General features: G+C 55.2%; 13 protein-coding genes and 1 tRNA gene. 11 read left to right on the forward strand and 3 right to left on the reverse strand.

The window, feature by feature from the left end:
* The first annotated feature begins 479 nt into the window (after positions 1 to 479).
* Both QRN85_RS08765 and ppdK read left to right on the forward strand, forming a co-directional pair.
* Positions 480 to 2,396, forward strand: coding sequence for a methyl-accepting chemotaxis protein (locus QRN85_RS08765; protein ID WP_284757504.1), 1,917 nt, complete (start codon positions 480 to 482; stop codon positions 2,394 to 2,396).
* Between the two features lie 188 nt (positions 2,397 to 2,584).
* Positions 2,585 to 5,311, forward strand: a complete 2,727-nt coding sequence (ppdK, locus tag QRN85_RS08770; RefSeq protein ID WP_284757505.1) for a pyruvate, phosphate dikinase — start codon at positions 2,585 to 2,587, stop codon at positions 5,309 to 5,311.
* A 27-nt stretch (positions 5,312 to 5,338) separates the two neighbouring features.
* Here the strand turns inward: ppdK and QRN85_RS08775 are convergent, their stop codons facing one another.
* Entirely contained in the window at positions 5,339 to 5,608 is a 270-nt protein-coding gene (locus QRN85_RS08775) for a hypothetical protein (RefSeq protein WP_062586719.1), read from the reverse strand.
* Between the two features lie 314 nt (positions 5,609 to 5,922).
* Between QRN85_RS08775 and QRN85_RS08780 the strand changes: the two genes are divergently transcribed.
* Positions 5,923 to 6,843: a DUF1499 domain-containing protein gene (locus QRN85_RS08780; RefSeq protein ID WP_284757506.1), complete on the forward strand. Its 921-nt coding sequence runs from the start codon at positions 5,923 to 5,925 to the stop codon at positions 6,841 to 6,843.
* A 74-nt stretch (positions 6,844 to 6,917) separates the two neighbouring features.
* Here QRN85_RS08780 and QRN85_RS08785 read toward each other — a convergent pair whose 3' ends face one another.
* Together QRN85_RS08785 and QRN85_RS08790 are read right to left on the reverse strand one after the other, a co-directional pair.
* Positions 6,918 to 7,826 carry an MBL fold metallo-hydrolase gene (locus QRN85_RS08785; RefSeq protein WP_284757508.1) on the reverse strand — a complete coding sequence of 303 codons (909 nt, stop codon included), beginning with the start codon at positions 7,824 to 7,826 and terminating at the stop codon, positions 6,918 to 6,920.
* Between the two features lie 17 nt (positions 7,827 to 7,843).
* On the reverse strand, positions 7,844 to 8,140 hold the full coding sequence (locus tag QRN85_RS08790) for a cupin domain-containing protein (protein ID WP_112963954.1): 297 nt from the start codon (positions 8,138 to 8,140) through the stop codon (positions 7,844 to 7,846).
* Between the two features lie 168 nt (positions 8,141 to 8,308).
* On the opposite strand from QRN85_RS08790, the gene QRN85_RS08795 reads away from it, so the two are divergent.
* The 8 genes from QRN85_RS08795 (at position 8,309) to QRN85_RS08830 (ending at position 16,974) form a co-directional block, all read left to right on the forward strand.
* Positions 8,309 to 8,383, forward strand: a tRNA-Gln gene (locus QRN85_RS08795).
* Between the two features lie 742 nt (positions 8,384 to 9,125).
* The gene (rfbB, locus tag QRN85_RS08800; RefSeq protein WP_284757511.1) at positions 9,126 to 10,199 is read left to right on the forward strand and encodes a dTDP-glucose 4,6-dehydratase; all 1,074 of its coding nucleotides are present in this window, start codon (positions 9,126 to 9,128) and stop codon (positions 10,197 to 10,199) included.
* On the forward strand, positions 10,196 to 11,080 hold the full coding sequence (gene rfbA / locus QRN85_RS08805; protein WP_284757513.1) for a glucose-1-phosphate thymidylyltransferase RfbA: 885 nt from the start codon (positions 10,196 to 10,198) through the stop codon (positions 11,078 to 11,080). The genes rfbB and rfbA overlap by 4 nt, the downstream gene beginning before the upstream one ends.
* A 19-nt stretch (positions 11,081 to 11,099) precedes the next feature.
* Complete coding sequence (locus QRN85_RS08810) at positions 11,100 to 11,783, forward strand: NAD-dependent epimerase/dehydratase family protein (RefSeq protein WP_284757514.1); 684 nt, start codon at positions 11,100 to 11,102, stop codon at positions 11,781 to 11,783.
* Complete coding sequence (locus tag QRN85_RS08815) at positions 11,773 to 12,744, forward strand: glycosyltransferase family 2 protein (RefSeq protein ID WP_284757516.1); 972 nt, start codon at positions 11,773 to 11,775, stop codon at positions 12,742 to 12,744. Before QRN85_RS08810 ends, QRN85_RS08815 begins: the two co-directional genes overlap by 11 nt.
* Positions 12,745 to 12,746: 2 nt before the next feature.
* Positions 12,747 to 13,124, forward strand: a complete 378-nt coding sequence (locus QRN85_RS08820) for a GtrA family protein (protein WP_284758812.1) — start codon at positions 12,747 to 12,749, stop codon at positions 13,122 to 13,124.
* Between the two features lie 45 nt (positions 13,125 to 13,169).
* On the forward strand, positions 13,170 to 14,489 hold the full coding sequence (locus QRN85_RS08825; protein ID WP_284757518.1) for an NAD(P)/FAD-dependent oxidoreductase: 1,320 nt from the start codon (positions 13,170 to 13,172) through the stop codon (positions 14,487 to 14,489).
* 109 nt (positions 14,490 to 14,598) lie between these two features.
* On the forward strand, positions 14,599 to 16,974 hold the full coding sequence (locus QRN85_RS08830) for a hypothetical protein (protein WP_284757520.1): 2,376 nt from the start codon (positions 14,599 to 14,601) through the stop codon (positions 16,972 to 16,974).
* The last annotated feature ends 2 nt before the right edge of the window (positions 16,975 to 16,976 follow it).

Below are 16,976 nucleotides of genomic sequence, written 5' to 3' on the forward strand. Positions count from 1 at the left end.
TCTGTTGCTTGTCACTCAACGAGATCTGGATTGCATTGAAGTCTTGCGTGAAAGCCCTGTTGAACAGGCTGCCTGTTTTTGCGAGCTCGTCATATTCGATTATTAACTGTTCATCATTCCAATTAACTTTCCGGAAATGAGTTCAAAGTAACGTCCGGCCTATGTAGGCTTCATGAAGAAGTCATTCCGTGCCTGTGGCACGATGCCAGTCGCCGATATCGAGGCGATATACTGTGCTCAACCCGATTGTCTGACGCTTTGATTCGAGGAGTTTGAAGCTCTCGTAATTTAGAAAACTGCACCAACGGATTTTGTAGTTATGAATATTAGAAAATAGGTCTGCGCAAGGCTCAGGAGGTCCGTTACGGGAGGACGCCCAAACAACCTCGCACACGACACCTGGACGAAGATTATCCACACCACATAAGTTCATCATGCGTCTTGGGGGGAATGACGTATTAAAACCAAAGGGTTATATTGTGCTCAACAATTTTCGCATTAAGACGCTATTGCCACTCATCTTCGCGGTTGTCGTTTTCTTTGGAGCAGCTCAAGGCGCATTTTCTATTTATTCCGTCAGTCAGCTTCAGGGCGAACTCGATAATATGGGGTACCGCCTATCGCGCTCGACGCAAATGGCTGAATTGGATCGATTGCTCGGTGATGTCCGCCGCCAGTATGCTTTTATGCTTGCCGCGCGCAATGCAACAGAAATCGCGGAAACCGAGGCCAATCTCAACAAGGCAAGCGAAGCGCGGGAGCGTGCTTTCAACGCATATATCGGAAGCTTGAGCTCGGAGCTCATGCAGGTAAAAGCGCGCGAAACAGAAGCGGCTATCGATGAATATAAAAAAGCGGGAGCCAAGCTGATCCAGCAAAAGAAAGCTGGCCAGGACGACGAGGCTAAGGCGACGATCAAGGAATTGACTGCACGTGGTACCGAGGCGGTTGCACGTTTTTCCGAAATGCTTGCGCTGAATAAGTCCGCCGGAGAAGCAGCCCTGACAAAAGCTACGGGTATCGCAGAGTTTTCATTCAACGCAACCATTCTGATGGTCGTCATCGTCAGCATCATTGGCACATTGGCTGCCGTGTTCAGTTTCCGAAAAATCGCGAAACCTATCGCTGAAATCACGATGTCCATGGACAGGCTTGCCGCCAATGACACGTCTTCCGAAGTGCCCCATGGCAACCGAAAAGACGAGATCGGTGCAATGTCTGCCGCCGTCTCCGTATTCCGAGAGAGCGCACTGGAGCGTGCCCGGCTGGAACGGGAAGCCGAAGCCAATCGCAGCCTGTCGGAAAACGACCGGATTGCCCGAGAAGAGCAGAAGGCAAGAGAAGCAGCCGATACCCAATTTGCTGTCGACAATCTCGCAAGTGGCCTTTCGCGCCTTTCAGAAGGCGATGTGTCCTACCGCATCAGCCAGCCTTTCGTCGAACATCTCGATGTCGTACGTCACAACTTCAACGTGTCTGCCGAAAAGCTCCAGTCCGCGCTCTCCCGCGTGGCCGAGAATGCCCGTGGTATCGATGCTGGTGCCAATGAGATTCGGGCCGCAGCCGATGATCTGGCGAAGCGCACCGAGCAGCAGGCAGCTTCGGTGGAAGAAACGGCTGCTGCTCTGGAAGAGATCACAACCACAGTGAAGGACTCCACCAAGCGCGCGCAGGAAGCCGGTCAACTGGTGGCGAAAGCTCGCACAGGGGCCGAGCAGTCGGGCGAAGTCGTGCGCAAGGCTGTGATTGCGATGGAGCAGATCGAGAAATCATCCTCGGAAATCTCCAACATCATCAGCGTTATCGACGAAATCGCCTTCCAGACCAACCTTCTTGCGCTCAATGCCGGTGTTGAAGCTGCTCGTGCGGGTGAGGCAGGCAAGGGCTTTGCTGTGGTTGCTCAGGAAGTGCGCGAACTTGCCCAGCGCTCTGCCAGTGCGGCCAAGGACATCAAGAGCTTGATCACCACGTCTAACACGCAGGTGGAGCAGGGCGTGCAGCTCGTCGGCGAAACGGGTCGTGCGCTAGAAACCATCGTGACGGAAGTGCAGGAAATCAACCGGCATGTGGTCGCGATCGTAGAAGCCGCGCACGAGCAATCCTCGGGTCTTCAGCAGATCAACAACGCCGTCAACCAGATGGACCAGGATACGCAGAAAAACGCTGCGATGGTGGAAGAACAGACTGCTGCAAGCCATAGCCTTGCGCGTGAAGCCGCATCGCTGAACCAGCTTCTGGGCCAGTTCAAGCTTGCCGCAAATGCTTACGAAGCGCCGGTTCGCGCAGCAACGCCAGTCGAGCGTCCGGTTCAATCTCCGGCCCGCGCACTCGGACGAAAAATCGCATCCGCCTTCAATGGCAATGCGGCATTGAAGCAGGATTGGGAAGAGTTCTGAGCGGACATGCTCACGCATCATGTGAACTAAAAAACGCCCGTGCCAGTCGCGGGCGTTTGATATTATCGACACAGACGCCGCATTTATGCTGCACTGCGGTGCCACCCTGCACAAACTGGCGTTCCCAACATTATCACAATGCTGTAAAGGGTTGAAAAACAAGAACGCTTCTGGGTGGAGAGCGTAGAATGAAAAAATGGGTCTATACCTTTGGCGATGGTGCCGCCGAAGGCCGTGCGAGCGACGTTGCCATATTGGGAGGCAAGGGTGCAAACCTTGCCGAAATGGCAAGCCTTGGCCTGCCCGTTCCCCCCGGCCTGACCATCATCAGCGAGGCCTGTGCGCGCTACCACCAGGGTGGTCGCTGCCTTCCGGAGGATTTGAAGCTTCAGGTTGCCAATGGCATCTGCGCGATGGAAGCCATCACCGGGCGCAAATTCGGCTCCGGCAGCCAACCCCTGCTTCTGTCGATCCGTTCCGGTGCCCGCGCCTCCATGCCGGGCATGATGGACACTGTCCTCAACCTTGGCCTCAATGACCAGACCGTGCAGGCGCTAGCCTGCGATTCGGGCGATGCCCGCTTTGCCTGGGATAGCTACCGGCGCTTCATCCAGATGTATGCCGATGTGGTCATGGGTCTCGATCATGAAATCTTTGAGGAAATACTCGAAGACGAGAAGGGCCGCCTCGGCCACGAATACGATACCGAACTTTCCGCCAGCGAATGGCAGCACATCGTTTCGCTCTACAAGGGCCTGATCGATGAGGAGCTTGGCGAACCTTTCCCGCAGGACACGCAGGTACAGCTATGGGGCGCCATCGGCGCCGTTTTCGCCAGTTGGATGAACGCTCGCGCCGTCACCTACCGCCAGCTCCACAATATTCCCGGAGACTGGGGGACGGCTGTCAACGTGCAGGCCATGGTGTTCGGCAATCTTGGATCATCCTCGGCGACCGGCGTCGCCTTCACTCGCAATCCATCCACAGGCGAGAAGGAGCTTTACGGCGAATTTCTCGTCAATGCGCAGGGCGAAGATGTGGTCGCGGGCATTCGCACGCCGCAATCCATCACCGAAGATGCGCGCATCTGCTCAGGCTCCGACAAGCCCTCCATGGAAAAACTGATGCCGGAAGCCTTCGCGGAATTCCTCGGCATCTGCCAGCGGCTGGAAAGCCATTACCGCGACATGCAGGACATGGAATTCACGATCGAGCGCGGCAAGTTGTGGATGTTGCAGACCCGTTCAGGCAAGCGCACCACCAAGGCTGCGATGAAAATTGCCGTCGACATGGTGGAGGAGGGGCTGATTACCACCGATGACGCCATCTGTCGTATCGATCCATCCTCGCTCGACCAGCTGCTGCATCCCACCATCGATCCCTCTGTCGAGCGCCCGATCATCGGCTCCGGATTGCCTGCCTCTCCGGGTGCGGCAACGGGTGAGATCGTTTTCACGTCAGACGAGGCGGTCGCTGCCAAGGCCGAGGGACGTCGCGTCATTCTCGTCCGCATGGAAACGAGCCCGGAAGACATCCACGGAATGCACGCGGCCGAAGGCATTCTGACGACGCGCGGCGGCATGACCAGCCATGCAGCCGTCGTGGCACGCGGCATGGGCATTCCCTGCGTTTCCGGCGCCGGTTCCATGCGCGTGGACCTGAGGAGCGGCGTGCTCGTCGGCATTGGCTGCATGTTGAGAAAAGGCGATATCATCACCATCGACGGCTCGTCCGGCCGGGTGCTGAAGGGCGAAATTCCCATGACCCAGCCGGAACTCTCCGGCGATTTCGCCAAGCTGATGCAATGGGCCGATGGCACGCGGCGCATGACGGTGCGTACCAACGCCGATACGCCAGCCGATGCGCGCGCAGCCCGTGCCTTTGGCGCGGAAGGCATCGGCCTTTGCCGCACCGAACACATGTTCTTTGAGGGCGACCGCATCCATGTGATGCGCGAAATGATCCTTGCCGAGCACGAGCAGGGCAGGCGGGCGGCACTCGATCAACTGCTGCCCATGCAGCGACAGGACTTTACCGAGCTGTTTTCCATCATGCACGGCCTGCCGGTGACCATCCGTCTGCTGGATCCGCCCCTGCACGAATTCCTGCCGAAGACGGACGGAGAAATCGTGGAGGTTGCGGCGGCCATGGGCATGTCGCAGAGCCTGTTCCGGCAGCGGCTGGATGCGCTGCATGAATTCAACCCGATGCTTGGTCACCGCGGGTGCCGTCTTGCTATCTCATACCCCGAAATTGCGGAAATGCAGGCACGGGCGATTTTCGAAGCGGCGGTAGAGGCTGCCCGCCAGACCGGTGCGCCTGTCGTGCCTGAGATCATGGTGCCGCTTGTCGGCCTGCGTTCAGAGCTCGATTATGTTCGCGCCGTGATCGATCGCGTCGCTGCAGCCGTCGCCTCAGAGACGGGCATGAGCCTCGAATATCTGACCGGCACCATGATAGAACTTCCGCGCGCCGCTCTGCGTGCCCATGTCATTGCCGAAGCCGCCGAGTTCTTTTCCTTCGGCACCAACGACCTGACGCAGACGACATTCGGCATTTCGCGCGACGATGCCGCACGCTTCATCGAAACATACCAGCGCAAGGGCATCATAGAGCGTGACCCCTTCGTTTCGCTGGATTTCGATGGTGTGGGGGAGTTGATCCGCATCGCTGCAGATCGCGGCCGCCAGACGCGACCTGAGTTGAAACTCGGCATTTGCGGAGAGCACGGCGGCGACCCGGCCTCCATTCATTTCTGCGAGGATGCCGGGCTCGATTATGTTTCGTGCTCGCCATTCCGCGTTCCGATTGCCAGATTGTCGGCGGCGCAGGCGACGCTCGCCATGGCCCGGCAAGCCACAAGCGATGTCGCTTCCAAGGTGGTGCCGTTGAGGGCCTTGCCGGCGAAGATGTAAGGATCCGCCTGCGGACCGAGTAAGAGCCTACCGGTTCTGCACGATGATGCGGCGTTCAACCACCACGGGCCGGTAGAACATGTCGCGGCTGGATTGTGCCTGCCAGGCGCGGGCGTCGGCTCTCCGGTCGAGTTCCAGATCCAGAAGGCAGCCGGCCATCTGGTCGGTGCCGGTGCGGAAGCCATAGCCACGGCATGTCGCCTCATCGCGGGCGCGTCGCTCTTCAGGGGTCAGCGTCTGGCACGCGGTGAGCGCAAGCGTTGTTGCAAGAAGACCAAGAACGACGGAAACACGCATGATGATAACTCCCTGATGGCAGCACTGGGTGGCTGCTTGTGCGCCTCCTAGATACGACTGTTTCTGCGCCGGGAAAAGTCCGATGCGCGCCAAAGGTTGCGCAACGGAGACAAGGCCCCGAAATGTCCTGTCTGTTCAGCAGATCAGTACACCCCGCGATTCCCTTTGACAGGAAAACCCTTTAAGACAGGTCAGAAATGGCGATTCCATGCGCGATACATGTCGGCGTGGAGAGCGCTTGCAGGAAACTCCAGCATATCGTGCAGACCCTTAGATGTTCTGTCGGAACGATATGCGCATCCAGGTGCCGCTCTATGACTGTGCGTTTTGTCAGGCCCATATCCTATGCGGCATATCTTTCCCGCTCTCTCGGCTTTTCGGCACTTGGACTGTTTCTAATTGCGGCGCCGCTCCACCGCTTCGGTCCGTTGACCACGCCCGATTTCGTTTCACTGACCCTTCTCTCCGCCGCCATTGCAGGGGTTGCGCTGCTGCTCGCCATCATCGGTCTGCAACGGCTCTGGTCTGCGGGTGCCAAGGGCGGCATCTGGTCGCTCTCTGCGCTGTTGCTGGTATCAGTGCCGCTGGGGGTCGTGGGCGTTGCCGCAGGCCTTTACTGGCAAAAACCGGCCATTTACGAAGTCTCGACGGATGTCGCCGAAGCCCCAGACTGGCTGTCTATCCCCACCGCCAACCAGCAGTGGCTGCCGCGCCCGGCCATGATCACAAAAGCCGACCGCGATCTTCAGGTGGCAGCCTATCCGTCCCTGACGGGCCATCGTTATGAAGGTGCCATCGACCGCGTTTATACCGCAGCCCGCAAGGTTGCAAAAGCCGAGGGCATCCGCATTCTCCATACCGACGGCCTCATCGGTTCACTGCCGGATGTCCAGCAGGGCGTGCCCGCGCAGGATCAGACAGAAGCAGCTGCCGATGCGCCGATGGACGAGCTGCCTGCCAATGTTCCGGTGCCGCTTGCAAGACCGGCAGAAGCCCCGGCGCCGACATTCTTCAACGGCAGCGGCACCGTAACGCTGCAGGGCGAAATGCGCACATTGATCTGGGGTCTGCGGTTCGACGTTCTTATCCGTTTGCGCGAAGATACGGAAACCACCCTGGTCGATGTCCGCGTTGCATCCCGCTTTGGCCCGCATGATCTGGGCATGGGCGCAGATATTGCGAGATCCTATCTCAATGCCCTCGACGCTGAAATGCAGGGCCTCAACGAGAATTGAGAGGAAGGTGGCGCAAGCCCGGTCCCCGCGTCCTCACCCTTTGCCTTTGAATTTACTGATTGGCCGATGGCGCATCAAGCCGGAGAGTAGATGCCTGTCAGCGCAGGCGGTCCGTCTGTCTGGACTTCGCCTTTCTCAATCAGGTCTTCCAGATGCGCGAGCACGGAAAGCGCTGCTGCCCCGTGCAGGCGTGGATCGGTGTTCCGGTAAATGACCTTCACCATATCGGCTATGCTTCTGTCACCCGCCTTGATCCGCGCCAGAATGGCAGTTTCGCGCATCCGCCGGTGGGCGCGAAGGCCGCGCATGAAGGCGCTCGGCTCTGTTACGGGGCCACCATGGCCGGGAAGAAACAGCCGGTCCTGACGCATCAGCAGCTTGTCGAGCGAGCGCATATAGTCGCTCATCGCGCCATCAGGCGGGGCAACGATTGTTGTTGCCCATGCCATGACATGATCTGCGGAAAAGACGATCCCTGTGCCATCAAGGGCGAAGGCAGCGTGGTTTGCGGTGTGGCCCGGCGTGTGAAGCGCCGTCAGTGTCCAGCCGTCGCCGATAATGCTTTCTCCATCGGCCAGGGCAATATCGGGCACGAAGTCGGTGTCTGAGCTTTCCGCGAAGGGGTTCTTTTCACCTTCATGCAAGGGGCGGGCGGCGCGATGGGCCCCTTCGGCAACGATAACGGCCCCGGTTGCCTGCTTTAGCCGTGCAGCAAGCGGTGAATGGTCGCGATGTGTATGGCTGACGAAGATGTGGGTGAGTTCACGGCCTTCAAGCGCAGCCATCAGGGCTTTGAAATGCGCTTCGTCTTCTGGGCCTGGATCAATGACCGCAACGGATTTTTCGCCAACGATATAGCTGTTGGTGCCATGAAATGTGAAAGCCGACGGGTTGTTGACGGTCATGCGTTGCACGCCCTCGGCCACCGGAACCGCAATGCCATAGGCCGGGTCGAACTCGCGATTGAAATCCGGGTCTGCCATCGGTTTCGTCTCTATGCCTATTTGTATTCGATCTCGATGAAGGACATTGCTTCACTGCCAGCGTTGACGACATTATGCGAGACGCCCGCTTCACGCCGGTAAGGCATTCCGCGCGCGACATCCACCTGCCGGCTGCCGTTATCATCCTCGATCAGAAAATGGCAATCGGTCATCGGCACGACGACATAGCCAAGGCCATGCGTGTGGTGTCCCGTATCCGCCCCGGGCTCAAAATCCCAGCGAATGATACGCACGACGTCGTCATCGAGTAGCGTGGTGGGGATGGCGGGGGGACGGGCACTATATTTGCTCATAAATGCTTTCACCAAAAGACCTTTGGGCCGGAGAGGCTCTGAGGTAACACGAAGCTTTTAACAACACACAAGAAATATTGTCGTGTCATCAACTTAATGATTGCCGCTGCCCTCCTGCTTTGCTAATCAGGCGCCGTTCAGGCAACAGCGCTTAGCGCTCAGCCTTGGTGGGGCGTCGCCAAGCGGTAAGGCACCGGTTTTTGGTACCGGCATTCCCAGGTTCGAATCCTGGCGCCCCAGCCAGCTTCTCCAATCCTTATCCCTCGACTGCTTGCGAGTTGAAAAACGCGCTACTGGAGCCATTTCGCAGCTCATGGTTCCGGTCAAGCCGCTTGCTTCTGATCGGAGGACTGGCACGTAGCCATCTCAACTGGTGGCGGAGAAAGTTAAGTATCGTGATGCTCGCCGCCTTCCCGAAGTGGCGCAATGTCAACCCGTGCGGGGAATCTTTTCGGAGAAGAAGGTGACAGCGAAGTCAGCCAACCGGGGTGCTCGGGCCAGAGGTGTTTGAGTAATGTTTTATTGTGCGGGCGCTGACGCGAGTTCTCTGATTCCAGGGCGCGCTATGTTATAAAGCAATGCGGATTACAGATTAACTAAAGTACAGTTTCCTTTCGTAACTCCTCCAAACCACCTAGAAGGCAGCGAGGTGCTGCAGTGATATGCTGATTGAAGCGGCTGAGAACGTGAATGCAAGATGCGAACGGGAACGAGTGTTGTCGATAATCCGCGGGAGACCATGCGGGTCGGCTTATGGCTATTACCGGACGTATTTTCATGCTGCTGTCCGTTGATGTGAGCGTTGCAACAAATGCTTTCAGTTGAATCCACCGGGCACTTCAAGGCTTGCGAGAAATTGCAAACTAACGCATGGTGCAGAGCCGCTAAGCAATTGTTGTCAATCGTCGCTTCTACGAGATATGCCATTCAATTGAAGCGGCATACGCAGATGCTTTGGGGGCGGTAAGTGGTGGATGAGTAGCGAATGACTATAGTTGTAACAGGAGGTGCGGGCTTCATTGGCAGTAATTTCGTTCTGGATTGGCTGCAGTTCCGGGACGAACCGGTTGTCAATGTTGATAAGCTGACCTATGCCGGAAATCTTGGAAATCTGATTTCTCTCAAGGACGATCATAGGCACATTTTCGTCCGAGGGGACATCTCTGATACCGCGCTCATTTCCCGTCTGTTGTCCGAGCATCTACCGCGAGTCATTGTCAACTTCGCAGCGGAGTCACACGTTGATCGCTCTATTCAGGGTCCTGGAGATTTCATAGACACAAATGTTGTGGGAACTTTCCGGCTACTGGAAACGGCAAGGTCCTTCTGGACATCCTTGCCTGACGCGCAGAAAAGCGGGTTTCGATTTCTGCACGTCTCCACCGACGAGGTTTTTGGCTCACTGAGCCACGACGCTGCTCCATTCGATGAAACAAGTCGCTACGAGCCCAACAGTCCTTACTCAGCCAGCAAAGCTGCTTCTGATCACCTAGTGCGCGCCTATCATCACACTTACGGATTACCAGTTCTAACGACGAACTGTTCGAACAACTACGGTCCCTATCACTTTCCTGAGAAACTAATTCCGTTGTGCATACACAATGCATTGGCAGGCAAGCCGCTACCTATCTATGGCGACGGCCAGCAGATTCGTGACTGGCTATACGTCAAGGATCATTGCTCAGCCATCATGCGCGTCGTTGATGACGGTGTCGTGGGGGAGACTTACAATATAGGCGGCTGGAACGAGATGGCAAATCTTGAGGTTGTCAAGTCCTTGTGCCGGATCTTGGACGAGTTGAAGCCGCGCAGCGATGGGCGTTCCTTCGCAGAACAGATTACCTTCGTGAAGGATCGGCCCGGGCACGACCGGCGATACGCGATCAATGCCCATAAGATTGAAAATGAGTTGGGTTGGCGCCCCACAGAGACATTCCAATCGGGGCTCCGCAAGACAATTCAATGGTTCCTCGACAATCAGGCCTGGGTTGATGATGTGACGAGCGGAGGATACCTGCGCTGGATCGAGAAGCAGTACGGCAGTGGGTTAGACCGATGACGCGGAAAGGGATAATCCTGGCTGGCGGTTCTGGAACTCGGCTCTACCCGATCACAGAGGGCATCTCGAAGCAGTTGTTGCCGGTCTACGACAAACCAATGATCTACTATCCTCTGTCGGTTCTCATGTTGGCCGGCATTCAGGATATTTTGATTATTACGACACCCGAAGATAAGCCTGCTTTTCAGCGACTTTTGAAGGATGGCAGCCAGTTCGGAATCAACCTGAGCTATGCGGTCCAGCCCCGTCCCGATGGGCTTGCCCAGGCCTTCCTGATTGGCGAGAGCTTTATCGGGAAGGACGATGTATGCCTCGCCCTCGGCGACAACATCTTTTACGGTCAGGGTTTCACTCCGGTGTTACACAAAGCGGCTTCTGTCAAACGTGGAGCAACAGTCTTTGGTTATCCAGTCAAGGATCCGGAGCGGTTCGGGGTGGTTGAGTTTGATGAAGAGATGCGCGTATTGTCCATCGAAGAGAAGCCGGCAAACCCCAAAAGTCATTATGCCGTTACTGGACTCTACTTCTATGACAACGACGTGGTAGACGTCGCGAAGGGCGTGCAGCCGTCCGAGCGCGGCGAGCTCGAGATCACGAGCATCAATCAGCATTACATGCGGTCGGGCTCTCTGAATGTGCAAGTGCTTGGCCGTGGCTTTGCCTGGCTCGACACGGGCACATTTGAAAGCCTTTTAGAGGCCTCGCAATTTGTGGAGATCATTGAAAAGCGGCAAGGCTATAAGATTGCTTGTCTTGAAGAAATCTCTCTTCGGAATGGTTGGATGAGTGTCGAGGCGTTGGCAGCGCGGGCCCACGCCCTGCGCAAAAACAGCTATGGCAAATATCTTGGCGAGATAGCGCGCCAGGTTGGAGGCAGCTAACGTTCATGCTGAGAATATCATGATTGTTGGCAGTGGATTGGTTGCTAAAGCGTTCTTGCCATATTTCGCGGACGATGCTGCAATTACGGTTTTCGCCTCTGGTGTGTCCAACTCAAGCGAGACACGGGCCGAGGAATTTCTCCGCGAAGAAACGCTTTTAAGGCGCGCGCTGGAGAGAGCAAGCACGCTTTTCTACTTTGGTAGCTGTAGCGTTCTGGACCCAGAGATGGCGGAGACGCCATATGTAAAGCACAAATTGCGGATGGAAGCGCTTGTGGGAGCAGCGTCAGGTCGAGCGATATTTCGTCTGCCACAAGTTGTGGGCAGATCATCCAATCCGCATTTGCTGACGAATTTTCTTTATGAACACGTAAGTTCAGGCAGGCATTTTAAAGTCTGGAGGCACGCGCGTCGCAATCTCATCGACGTTGATGATGTTGCTACGATCGTGACCCATCTGGTCCAGACAGGGCGTGTCGAAGGCGGCATTTACAACATTGCCAGCCCGTTTTCGGTGGCAATCGTCGATATTGTCCAAGCGTTCGAGCTTGTGCTCGGTCGACGGGCCGACTATTCAGTTGGGGAAAATGGGGCAGCATACAATATCGACGTTCCAGAGGTTCTCGAGGCCGCTTCAGAGCTCGGAATATCTTTTGATCACGGCTACATCGTAAGAACTTTCAGGAAATACTATGGTTCATAAGCCATCTTTGAAGCTTTCTGTTGTTATCCCAGCCTATGGAAGCGAGCTTACGATCGCAGAGCTAGTGCAACAGCTGGAAGTAGTATTAAGCGACGATCCTTTCGTTCATGGCAATTACGAGATCATTATTGTTTGTGATCATTCCCCTGACAGAACCTGGGCCGTCATCAAAGAGCTCGCTGCTGCTCGCCCGAAAGTTTTCGGCATCTTGCTTCGTATGAATGCTGGGCAGCACAATGCCCTTATGGCAGGCTTTGCTCGTGCTGCTGGGGAGGTCGTGGTGACCATGGATGACGATCTGCAACACGCCCCCCGTGATATCCCGAAGCTGTTGGAAAAGATCGTCGAGGGCCATGACATCGTTTATGCCCGCTTCCGCAACCGCAATCACGCCGCTTGGAAGGTCGTCGGAAGCAAGTTTAACAACCGAATAGCGGCTTACCTGATGGACAAGCCCGCGGACATGTACCTATCTCCGTTCCGCGCAATTAAATCGGCGATCTGCAGGGATATTCTAACTTATTCGGGACCCTATGTGTATGTCGACGGGCTGATCCTGTCGTTCACTCGCAATATAGGCTCAGTCGATGTCGATCATTTTGAGCGGTATGCCGGCAGCAGCCGATATGGTCTAAAAAAATCGATCTCCCTATGGCTGAAGATGGCAACTAGCTTTTCGCTTGTGCCTTTACGTCTGACGTCTCTGATGGGGATCATGGTATCTGGGCTGGGCTTTTTGTTTGCTTTTCTGCTTATTGTGCAGAAGCTTACGATCGACGTGATGCCGGTTGGGTGGGCTTCCCTTATTGTTGCCGTTCTCGTTATCGGGGGCGTACAGTTGCTTGCTCTCGGAGTGCTCGGCGAATATCTCGGACGGGTACTGCTGACGCTTAATTCGCGGCCGCAGTACGTCATCGGTGAGACGACGGACACGCTCGCCACTACTCAGGACGGGGTGTAGTGATGCAGTTCATTCTCTATTGTGTATGCGGCGGAATTGGCGTCTCGACGGATTATCTCGTCTACTACACCAGCGTACAGGCGGGTATGTGGTACCAGGGCGCCAATGTCCTGGGATATTTGTGCGGAACGCTCATCAGCTTTTGCCTGAACCGCATTATTACCTTCAAGACGAGGGACAAGATCGTGCAACGGTTAGCCGTTTTCCTTGCTGTCGCAGCCGTTGGCTTTACATTTTCAGCCGCTCTTCTGTGGGTTCTTGTAAGCTATGGAAGTATCGACGAAAAGATAGCAAAACTACTTACCTTACCGGCGGTCGTCGTCATCCAGTTCATGCTGAACCGTCGCATCACTTTCGCAAGCAAAGCCTCGCTCCGCTGAGGCGGATTGCGTTGCGGGCTGTAAGCATTTCAAAAAGGATTGGACGTGTCACAAGTTAATGATGTTGTAATTGTAGGCGGCGGCTTTACCGGCCTTACGGCAGCTTACGTACTCAGCAAACAAGGCCTGAAGGTGAGGGTGATCGAGGCAGACACCGAGGTGGGCGGCCTTGCTGGCACGTTTGAGTTCAATGATGGTGTAAGGCTGGAAAAGTTTTATCATCACTGGTTCAACAATGATATCCACGTGCCCGAACTCGTAAAGGAGCTTGGCATGGAGGGCGATATAGTCACCCTACCATCGCGCACGGGTATGTACTTCAATGGACGGATGTGGAAGCTTTCGACGCCGCTGGACCTGATGCGGTTCACTGCGCTTTCCTTCGTTGATCGTATCCGCCTAGGGCTCCTTGTGTTCCAAGTCCGTCGCGTCAAGGACTGGAAGGAGATCGAGCACCTGAGCATTCGCGAATGGCTGGAGTCGCTTGCCGGCAGGCGTGTCTACAAGGTTGTCTGGGAACCTCTGATCGAGTCCAAGTTCTCCGTTTATGCGGAGGCCGTCAATGCCGTATGGATGTGGAAGAAACTCGTGCTTCGCGGTAGTACGAGAAATGACAAAGGTGGCGAGGAGCTGGCCTATTTCAAGGGCGGGTTTGGCCGCCTTGCGGACGCCATGGTGTCGGCAGTCCGGCAGGCGGGCGGCGAGGTCACCTTGGGAGAGAAGGTCCTCGGCATCACGGCCGATGGCGGCCATGTTTCAAGCGTGCAGACACTCGAAGGCAATGTCGAGGGCAAACAGTTCCTGTTCACGACTGCATTCCCGATCATTGCGGATATCTTCGGGGACGCTGCGCCTCAAGAGTGGCTGAAACGCCTTCGACGCGTTCGCTACCTCGGCAACATGTGCCTCGTGCTTAGGCTGAAACGCAGCCTCTCTGATACGTACTGGCTAAACGTCAACGATCCGGGTTTCCCGTTCGTGGGCGTGATCGAGCACACTAATTTTGATGTGCCGGAAAATTATAAAGGATCGCACATCGCATTTCTGTCGAGATATCTCGCAGTGGAAGATCCAGTCTGGTCGTTCAGCGATGACGAATATGTCGATTTCGCTCTGGAGCACCTCAAGAGGATGTTCCCGGAGATGGAGAGGTCGTGGGTTCTTGAGCACCGGGTCTGGCGTTCAGAATACGCGCAGCCGGTGACGGAGCGGAACTACTCCAATTATGTGCCGGGCCGCGAAACTCCCTTTGACAACGCGGTCATATCAACGATGGCTCAGATCTACCCTGAGGACAGGGGTACCAACTATGCCATCCGCGAGGCCCGCGATGTCGCGAAGCATATTGCCGGCAAGCTGGCGTAGGCATCAAGCTGGTTCCAAAAGTCAGCGTCTAGAAATTGCTGGCCCATCAGAACGTTTGGCCGGCCATCTGCCGTGCGGAGCAGAAAGATAAGCGAAATGGGAGATCAATGTGGCACTTGACGTTCTAGCAGTGGGCATCATGTCTATGTTGAGTTGCGTACTGTTGCCCGGGTGGGGGCTCAAGCAGAGCCTCATTGCACTTGGAATGAAATTTCGTAGTGATCCTGTTTCTTCTTGGTTGTCTTCCTTTGCCTTTGGAGTTCATGTCAACGCGGTCACTTTCATAATTTGCTGGGTGATAGTTGATCCGGCTCATCCGATCCCACTCGCAACTGCGATTATCTCGGTCGACATCGCCTTGGGATTGCTGGGGTTTTGGTTTTCGCGCAAACGTCCTACTATCAACATCCCTTTGTTTGCAGTTCTTTTCTTGGGGACTGTGTTGGGGGTGTTCGCGTCTCTGCGATTTCCGAGTACGCTTGATTCCCTTCAAATTCTGCAGGTCCAGAACTATATTTTAGGCTGGGGTGGGGGGCACCTCTTGGGCTCTGGTGCCTTCACGGGCATCAAGGCACTCATGCTGGGTGGGCTCGACATTCCGATCCAGTCTGGGTTTGGCGGGCTCACTCTCGTACCCTCATTGATCCACTGGGACTTGCCGGTGACGACTGTCGCTGCCGCGAACAAAGTGTTGTTGTTTTGGCTTTCTTCTGCGGTTGCACTCTATGCAGCACGTCAACTCAGATTCGAATTCAGCTTTTTGGCGGCTGTGTTAATCCTTGGAAATTTTGTATTAAGCCACCTAGGTATTTGGGGTCTTTTTACCACGGGAAAAGACTCTGCTTATTCCATTGTCATGGCGGTTGCTGCGCTACTTGCTTTGACTGAGACTGATGACGACGCACACGAGCCCGGTCTGTTCATGTCCGCAGCGCTTCTCCTCGGGGCCGCAGCAACGCCTTATTTAATGATTTTTTGGGCGCTTTACTTTCTCTATTCAGGCGGAGCCGTGCTGAGACAAGTGGCACGCCAAGCCATCTGGTGTGTCGTACCGTTGTCGCTCACAGTCGTAGGAGTAAAAAACCATTTTGCGCCTCCCGGCTCATCACCTGTGGCTCTGCTTCACGTGCTGATTTTAGCAGCCGGTGCGACATTTGCTCTCGTTGCATTTTCGAGGCGTGTCAGCCTCCGCGATTATCAAATCCGGGGTGGATTGCTTGTTTTTGCTTCGGCAGTGCCAGCGATTTGCATCTTGGGCATCGCGGTCGTAATGCCTGTGACGGGTCACATAATCATTGCTGTTGAAAATGGGAAGGCCGTGACAGAGTCATACGCGCCGCTTGACGGGAAAATGACTGCGGCTGACTTCTTATTCAAGTTTTATAAGACAAATAATCCTGTTTTTTCCTTGCTAGCAATATTTGCCTTGGTTTTTACCCCGTTCCTTTCGTCACGCCTGAGAACGCCATTTTTCCTCGCGCTTTTCAGTTTCCTGCCTCTGACTGCATTTTTAGCTTTCTTGCACGTAAAGCTCGGATTAGGTCTCCTTCCCGATTTCAACTTGTGGGACATCACCCGCAATACGCTACAATGGTGGATCGGTGCGCTAGCAGCCATATTTGTTTTGTTAGGTGGGAGAGCGCTCATTGAACGTACACCGAAGTTGAGCGCTGCCATTGTCCCGTTTGCTTCGGTCCTCTTCCTTCTTGGCGTAACGATGCATCTCCGCTATCATGCCTTTTTGTGGTCGCAGCAACCAACCGTGACACCATCCGGCGGATATGATCATCCTGCGTCAGCTGCCGCGATGGATTTCATTTGGCGAGAGGGGCGTGGTCTACCGGCATATGTCTCCGGAAATTCCACCTACAGTCCCTACTTCTATTTTTTTCCGATGTACGGTGCAAAAAAAATCGCCCACTTTCGGCCAGAAGTCATCGGCTCAGAGCCAGAACAAGTCTTTCTGACGAATGCTGCAGATCTCAAAACAATCATTAGATTTGCGGAGCAGCGAGGTGCCAGCGGACTGGTTAAGGAGATTGAGCCTGACGCTTTCGTTGTGAAGCTAATCAATGATGGAAAGGGTAGTATTGATCTTAGCGCTATTCCTGCTCACCTTTCCAATTTGGTGGGCGCCTTCGAATTCGAAACGTCTGGAGATGTCGGCTTTCGTTGGGCTCCACAGAAAGTAACCCTAGAACTCGTCGCTATGCATAGTCACGACCAGCAAGTCTGCTTAAACCTGAAATTTGTAAATGCCTGGGCAGATTCAGATCTCTCCATCAAACTGACGTCAACTTTAGAAAGTGTCACAATTGCAGTTCCGCCAACGGCGACGTTTTCAAATCCCGCCGAGGCAAATATTTGTGGAGTACAAGATTCGAGCGGGCTGACGTCGATAGACATTTTGTCAAACAAAGAAGCTCGACATTTTGCTGGCGATCCCAGAGCCGTCTCATTTGGAATGCTTTGGCCACTCAACTAGTT

Source organism: Agrobacterium sp. fls2-241-TYG-188a (assembly GCF_030209845.1).

Coding starts and splice junctions, on each gene's coding strand:
- QRN85_RS08775 (WP_062586719.1), bottom strand. CDS start 5,608: ATGCGTGTTTCCGTCGTTCTTGGTCTTCTTGCAACAACGCTTGCGCTC.
- QRN85_RS08780 (WP_284757506.1), top strand. CDS start 5,923: ATGACTGTGCGTTTTGTCAGGCCCATATCCTATGCGGCATATCTTTCC.
- ppdK (WP_284757505.1), top strand. CDS start 2,585: ATGAAAAAATGGGTCTATACCTTTGGCGATGGTGCCGCCGAAGGCCGT.
- QRN85_RS08790 (WP_112963954.1), bottom strand. CDS start 8,140: ATGAGCAAATATAGTGCCCGTCCCCCCGCCATCCCCACCACGCTACTC.
- rfbB (WP_284757511.1), top strand. CDS start 9,126: ATGACTATAGTTGTAACAGGAGGTGCGGGCTTCATTGGCAGTAATTTC.
- QRN85_RS08810 (WP_284757514.1), top strand. CDS start 11,100: ATGATTGTTGGCAGTGGATTGGTTGCTAAAGCGTTCTTGCCATATTTC.
- rfbA (WP_284757513.1), top strand. CDS start 10,196: ATGACGCGGAAAGGGATAATCCTGGCTGGCGGTTCTGGAACTCGGCTC.
- QRN85_RS08815 (WP_284757516.1), top strand. CDS start 11,773: ATGGTTCATAAGCCATCTTTGAAGCTTTCTGTTGTTATCCCAGCCTAT.
- QRN85_RS08785 (WP_284757508.1), bottom strand. CDS start 7,826: ATGGCAGACCCGGATTTCAATCGCGAGTTCGACCCGGCCTATGGCATT.
- QRN85_RS08820 (WP_284758812.1), top strand. CDS start 12,747: ATGCAGTTCATTCTCTATTGTGTATGCGGCGGAATTGGCGTCTCGACG.